The following is a 6019-nucleotide window of genomic DNA, read 5'->3' as shown; positions in this document are numbered from 1 at the left end:
TAACGCCAAGCTCATCCAGATGGGATTCTCGTCTCTCGCGGAGAGATACCACGCGCTTAAGTCTGAGTGAACCGCCCGGTGCGGACCCGCATGCCGGGTGGTGTGGGAGGCGGGGCCGGTAACGACCCCGCCTACCCGATTGGAGGCAAGGCGATGGCCACCGCGCTGGAACTTGGGCCGGAAGGCTGGAAGCCGTACATCGAGGCGCTGAAGCAGCGTCCCGAGCCCGTTCTGTCGCCGGAGGAGGTCGCGGAACGGGACCGTTTGATCGCCAAGGCGAAAGAAGCCGCCACACTTCTCAAGACCAAATACGGGGCAACGCGTGTAGTCCTCTTCGGCTCGCTGGCCCATCGGGAGTGGTTTGACTGTCGGACCGATGTGGATCTGGCCGTAGAGGGTATCGGTGGAGCAGCCCTGTACGCCGCATGGGTCGATGTAGATGCCCTTTTGGGAGGACGCTCGGTGGATGTGGTCGACATCGAGGAGTTGCAGGGATCAATCAGGGAAGCCATTGAGCGATCGGGGGTTGATCTTTGACGCAACGCGAAGCCGTGATGAGCCGCATCCGGACGGAACTTGCCTTTCTTGACCAAGAGGTGGCAGATGCCGTGGAAGCGTGGAACCGTGCGCGGCTCAGCCCTGAAGATGATAGCTTGTTGTTGAAAGCTGCGGCGCTGAGTCTTCATTCTGTCTACTCGGGTTTGGAACGGGTATTTGAACAGATCGCGCGCCATGTGGATCAGCAACTTCCTGACGGTGATTCCTGGCATCGAGACCTTTTGTTCCAGATGTCCGAGGCCAGAGAAGGTGTCCGCCCCGCGCTGATTTCCGTAACGGAAGCAGTGAAACTGCAGCCATACCTTGGATTCCGTCACGTTGTCCGGAACATCTATACGTACAATCTTATGCCCGCTCGGATTGAGGAACTCATCGGAGGACTGACGGAGTTATGGCCCCGCCTCCGCGCTCGCCTGGCAGGTTTTGCCGACTATCTGGACGGCGCCTGAACGCCTCACTTGCCGCGCGCTTCTCGTTCGACTGGGAGCGCCAGTTTGATCTGGCGATCGACCCCGATACCGCGCGCAGCATGCACGACGAAACTCTGCCGCAGGAAGGCGCCAAGGCCGCCCATTTCTGCAGCATGTGCGGCCCCAAGTTCTGTGCCTACGAGATCAGCCAACGCGGCCGAGGACTGATGCACCAGTTGGCCGTGGCGGAATCGCCGTCTGAGAAGCCGGTGGACACGTTCAAGGTCCCGGCGGGCGCTCCGGGGGCGTAGAACGAAGTGCGTTTGCTAACATGAAGGGGAGCCCAACGGCTCCCCTTCATTGCGTCTGGAGGTTGGCGTATGGGTGAGGTGATGACACTGGCGACGGTTTTCGAGAAGTTCGAGTCTGATTGGTTCTGCTGGAAGACCCGGAACTGGATGAGAACCGGGAAATCGTGAAGGGCAAGGTCCTCTTCCATAGCAAGGATCGTGACGAAGTGGATCGCGAGATGCTTGCGGTTCGCCCTCGACACGGCGCGACTCTATACACCGGTTCGATTCCCCACGACGCGGCGGTCATCTTGTGAGTGCTTTCGATCCCAGATCCGGCCTCGTGGTCGTCACTGCGACAATTTGGGGACCGGCCGGCCAATAGGAAGCCCGCCTGGCGCTGGACACCGGCGCAACGAGCACGCTCGTGCGACCGGCGATTCTGGTTGCGATTGGTTATGATCCCGCCGCTTCGGGTGATCGTGTTCAAGTTACGACTGGCAGCGGGGTTGAGTATTTACCTCGCCTGACGCTTGACCGAATGGAGGCATTCGGGATGGAGCTGGAGGGGCTTGCAGTGGTCGCGCATACTTTGCCACCCTCCGCCACAGTGGATGGACTGCTTGGACTCGATTTCCTACGGGAGCGACTCCTGACGGTCGACTTCCGCGTCGGCAGCATATCGTTGGTATGAAGCCCAACCGGCGCCTTGGGAGCGTAGGCCCGCTCACAGGGTTCGTGGTAGCATCGCGGTGAGACGCGGACCGCGCTTCACCCTTTCTCCGCTGTGCTCTCTGTGACTCCGTGGTTCATTCTCCCAGATCGCCGAAACGACCACCACGCAAGTGCGCCGATGAGCGCGAGGGGGCCCGCACCCAACAGCCATTGAGACGGAGCGATGTTGGTCTGGATGTTGTGGTGAAAGGCGACGATCCGGGCGGTGGCGGGCGATGCGCGCATCCACGTCCCGATGATTGGCAGGTTGTCCACGTCCGGCGCCGCGGCGAACACGGCCGATGAGAGGATCAGCGCACGGTTGGCCCTTCCCCGGGTCGAGGCGAGGATCAGGCCGGCAGCAAGCGTGACATCAACTACCGCCCCAATCACCTCCGCGCTGTATTGGTTGGCGACGGTCGGGAAGAACACCGCCCAGTTGCTCCAGTGTGGCACGGTGTCGAGGGCATAGTGGCTGAGAAAGGCGAGTGGGAGAGCGTACCGCGCGCGGCGGATCTCATTGCCGATCGTTCCGCCCACGAGCACATGCGCGACGGTGAGCATGCTTCGACCCCTTACTCGACGACGATTCGAACCGATTCCTCGCGGATCGGGGCAGCGGACTCAGCGCCCCGCGGACGCTCCCGGCACGTCAACCGGTACACGCCTGGCTTCTCCACACGGTACTGCGCCACCATCCGGTATCCGCGACGCCGTTCCGTATCAGGGGCTACCGTTGTTCCGTCACCGGGCTCCGGAGCGAGGCACCACCTGACAGTGTTGTGATCCCATTCGGTCTCGTTGGCCCGCCATTTTTCGTCGGCCACGACGGCCCAAACTTCGAACCTGGTTCCGGCCCGCACAGCGGCTTTCGCCCGGATGCTGAGCCCCGGCTGAAACCGGTTGTTGCGGGAATCGGAGATCGTGAACTCGATGGGGCTTTCGTGTTCGAACACGGCCGCCTTCAGGCGCTCGACGTTGGCGTCGTAGGGCCCCCCCAACGGGTCGTAGCCCGGCTCCATGATCTGGCTGCAACCACCCAGGGCAACCGCTCCAATGAGCGTCAAAGCCTCCCTAAGTCTCATCTTTCACACCTCGATGACCGCGCCGTCCACACCGCTTGCACAATGCGCTGCCCTCCCGCCCGGCGTTAAGGAATCATAGCGGTCCGGCTTCGAAAAGGCGTACGAGCTTAAGGTTTGAAGCGTTGTCACCAAGCCGCCACTTCGATCGGAGGCATGCATCCGCGATCGAGGGATACCGACGACCCAACGGAACCGCCGAGTGTTTGACTATTTGGCAAAACAGCCATACAATGGCCATAGATACACCGGCCGCGTAAGGCTGGCGTGCAGGGAGGACACGCAGGCAAATGATTATCAAGTCGATCGGTAAGGCTATCGCATTCGCCATCGCGGGCGCTCTCGCGTACAACGCGCTCACGCCTAAGCCCAGGGGTGCGGCCTGTTATGGCGGCCCCCTGATTTCCGTTGCGAACGCCAGGCTTTCATCTACCGCAAAATCTGAGCCCAGGCTGCAGCGGAAGCTGATCGCGTACTACTTTCACGGCAACTACCGTTGCGCATCCTGCCGCACCATCGAGGCGTGGACGAACAAGGCCATCCGGGATAACTTCCCCGCCGAACTGAAGGCCGGCCGGCTGGAATGGCGCGTGGTGAACGTGGAGACGGCGGGCAACGAGCACTATATGAAGGACTACAAACTCTTCACCAAGTCCGTGGTGCTTTCGGATGTCCGCAACGGTAAGGAAGCCAAGTGGAAAAACCTGGACAAGGTCTGGACCCTGCTGCGTGATGAAGCGGCCTTCAAGAGTTACGTTCGCGACGAGGTAAAGGCCAGCCTCAAGGCGAAGTGATGGAGGCAACCCTTCCGGCATTCCTTGCGGCCCTCTGGCTGGGTGTTCTGACCTCGATCAGTCCTTGCCCGCTGGCCACGAACATCGTCGCCATCTCGTTTGTGGGCAACCGCATGGGGAACCCGGGCCAGGTGCTCCTCTCGGGACTGCTGTACACGGGGGGCCGGATGCTGGCCTACTCAGCACTGGGTATACTGTTGGTTGCCAGCATGTTGTCCGTCCCGGATCTGGCGCAATTTCTCCAGAAGCCCTTGAACCGTCTGCTGGGTCCGCTGCTCATCGTAGTGGGTATCCTGCTCCTCGAAATTGTGCGGTTCCGATTGCCGGGTGTGGCCCTGAGCGGGCGATTTCAGGGTCGCGCGGAGCGAAGTGGCGTCTGGGGCGCCGGGCTCTTGGGGGTGGTCTTCGCGCTGTCGTTTTGTCCAATGTCGGCCGCGTTGTTCTTTGGCAGTCTGGTCCCGCTCGCGCTTCAGCACGGGTCACGGATCGTTCTGCCCTCGCTGTATGGTATAGGCACGGCGGTACCCGTGCTGGTATTCGCGATTCTCGTGGCGATGGGTACGCGCTCACTTCATACGGTGTTCGAGCGGCTGGCGGCCATCGAGGTTTGGGCCCGGCGCGCCACAGCTCTTATCTTTCTGGCGGTGGGAGTCTGTTACACGCTCATTTACGATTTTGGCGTTGCGGTGTAGAGGTTGGGAACTGATCAGATGATGAACAAGGCGGATTATGAGAAGCGGTCGCGGATTATTAAGGCGCTGGGGCATCCCAGCCGCCTGATGATGGTGGATGCCCTGGCGAAAGGCGAGATTTGCGTCTGCGACTTGCAGGCCATCGTCGGTTCCGATATGTCCACGATTTCAAAACACTTGTCGGTGCTGAAGGCGGCCGGGCTCGTCATCGACCGAAAGCAGGGCCTCCAGGTCTTCTACCGCCTGCGCGTCCCGTGCATCACCCAGTTCTTCGGCTGTGTGGAAGCCGTCCTCGACGCCGACCGCGCCGAAATGGCCTGCGCCGCCTGATCCTGCTTGAGGCACGCCCCTGCGCGTGCCTCTCGATTGCCTGTATAATTGGTCTTTCGGCCAAATAGAATCGAGGACACGATGTCGACAGTTCAAACATCCGTCGGGAAACGGGCGGCGGCCGCGAAACGCGTGCCTCTACGCGCCATCTGCCTGGCGCTGGGGCTGGGTGTTCTCTGGTACGTTCTCTACAACCAGCTGGCCCCGTTCTCGAAATGGTTCACGTACGACGTTCTCGGCCTGGCCGCCGGGCGCCTGGCGCTCGCGGTGGAGTTCTTCGTCTTCGAGGCGCCGAAGGTCCTGATGCTGCTGGTGCTGGTCGTCTTCTTTGTGGGCATCATCCGGACCTTCTTCACTCCGGAGCGGACACGCGCCATCCTCGCCGGCAAACGTGAAAGCGTTGGCAACGTTATGGCGGCGGCGCTCGGCATCGTGACCCCGTTCTGCTCCTGCTCGGCGATCCCTCTGTTCCTCGGCTTCGTTGAAAGCGGTGTTCCGCTGGGGGTCACGTTTTCGTTTCTCATCGCCGCGCCGATGATCAACGAAGTTGCCGTGGTGCTGTTGTTCGGCCTCTTCGGGTTCAAGGTCGCCGCAACGTACGTTACCACGGGCCTCGCCATCGCCATCGTGTCGGGCTGGGTCATCGGCCGTCTCCATATGGAGAAGCACGTGGAGCCGTGGGTCTACGAACTCCAGGCGTCCGGCGCCGCGTACGAGGGCGAAACCCTCTCGTGGCCCGATCGTGTCCGCGGCGGCGTCACCGCCGTGCGGGACATCGTCGGCAAGGTGTGGATATACGTGCTCGCCGGCATCGCGGTGGGGGCCGGCATCCACGGTTACGTCCCCACGGACGCCATGGCCCACCTGATGGGAAAATCGGCATGGTGGTCCGTGCCGGCGGCCGTGCTGTTGGGCGTGCCGATGTACTCCAACGCGGCGGGCGTCGTGCCCATCGTGCAGGCGCTGCTGGAGAAGGGCGCATCCCTGGGCACGGTCCTGGCCTTCATGATGGCCGTCATCGGACTGTCGCTCCCCGAGACCATCATCCTACGCCGGGTGCTGCGCCCGAGACTCATAGCGACGTTTGTCGGCGTGGTAGCCGCCGGCATCATCCTGGTCGGCTACCTCTTCAACGCATTGTTCTAAACA

General features: G+C 61.8%; 9 protein-coding genes and 1 pseudogene. 8 read left to right on the top strand and 2 right to left on the bottom strand.

Annotated elements, in window-relative coordinates:
* Nucleotides 1–153: 153 nt before the first annotated feature.
* The 4 genes and pseudogenes from VGM51_13865 to VGM51_13850 all read left to right on the top strand — a co-directional run bounded on the left by VGM51_13865 (nt 154) and on the right by VGM51_13850 (nt 1575).
* Nucleotides 154–537, top strand: a complete 384-nt coding sequence (locus tag VGM51_13865) for a DNA polymerase (GenBank protein HEY3414122.1) — start codon at nt 154–156, stop codon at nt 535–537.
* A complete protein-coding gene (locus tag VGM51_13860) occupies nt 534–1007 on the top strand; it encodes an antitoxin (GenBank protein ID HEY3414121.1) in 474 nt (157 codons plus the stop codon). Before VGM51_13865 ends, VGM51_13860 begins: the two co-directional genes overlap by 4 nt.
* Nucleotides 1008–1021: 14 nt before the next feature.
* A pseudogene (locus VGM51_13855) lies at nt 1022–1180 on the top strand (phosphomethylpyrimidine synthase ThiC).
* Between the two features lie 218 nt (nt 1181–1398).
* A complete protein-coding gene (locus tag VGM51_13850; GenBank protein ID HEY3414120.1) occupies nt 1399–1575 on the top strand; it encodes a hypothetical protein in 177 nt (58 codons plus the stop codon).
* 454 nt (nt 1576–2029) lie between these two features.
* On the opposite strand, the gene VGM51_13845 is transcribed toward VGM51_13850, so the two are convergent.
* On the bottom strand, nt 2030–2536 hold the full coding sequence (locus VGM51_13845; protein HEY3414119.1) for a hypothetical protein: 507 nt from the start codon (nt 2534–2536) through the stop codon (nt 2030–2032).
* An 11-nt stretch (nt 2537–2547) separates the two neighbouring features.
* Entirely contained in the window at nt 2548–3057 is a 510-nt protein-coding gene (locus VGM51_13840; protein ID HEY3414118.1) for a hypothetical protein, read from the bottom strand.
* 287 nt (nt 3058–3344) lie between these two features.
* Between VGM51_13840 and VGM51_13835 the strand changes: the two genes are divergently transcribed.
* The 4 genes from VGM51_13835 (at nt 3345) to VGM51_13820 (ending at nt 6016) form a co-directional block, all read left to right on the top strand.
* The gene (locus VGM51_13835; protein HEY3414117.1) at nt 3345–3848 is read left to right on the top strand and encodes a nitrophenyl compound nitroreductase subunit ArsF family protein; all 504 of its coding nucleotides are present in this window, start codon (nt 3345–3347) and stop codon (nt 3846–3848) included.
* Complete coding sequence (locus VGM51_13830; protein HEY3414116.1) at nt 3848–4540, top strand: aromatic aminobenezylarsenical efflux permease ArsG family transporter; 693 nt, start codon at nt 3848–3850, stop codon at nt 4538–4540. The genes VGM51_13835 and VGM51_13830 overlap by 1 nt, the downstream gene beginning before the upstream one ends.
* An 18-nt stretch (nt 4541–4558) precedes the next feature.
* Complete coding sequence (locus VGM51_13825; GenBank protein HEY3414115.1) at nt 4559–4870, top strand: metalloregulator ArsR/SmtB family transcription factor; 312 nt, start codon at nt 4559–4561, stop codon at nt 4868–4870.
* 81 nt (nt 4871–4951) lie between these two features.
* Nucleotides 4952–6016: a permease gene (locus VGM51_13820; protein ID HEY3414114.1), complete on the top strand. Its 1065-nt coding sequence runs from the start codon at nt 4952–4954 to the stop codon at nt 6014–6016.
* The last annotated feature ends 3 nt before the right edge of the window (nt 6017–6019 follow it).

It is taken from the genome of Armatimonadota bacterium, assembly GCA_036504095.1.
Lineage (GTDB): Bacteria > Armatimonadota > DTGP01 > JAKQQT01 > JAKQQT01 > DASXUL01.
The sequence above is the reverse complement of the archived record's forward strand: the minus strand, read 5'-3'. Positions and strand labels throughout refer to the sequence as shown.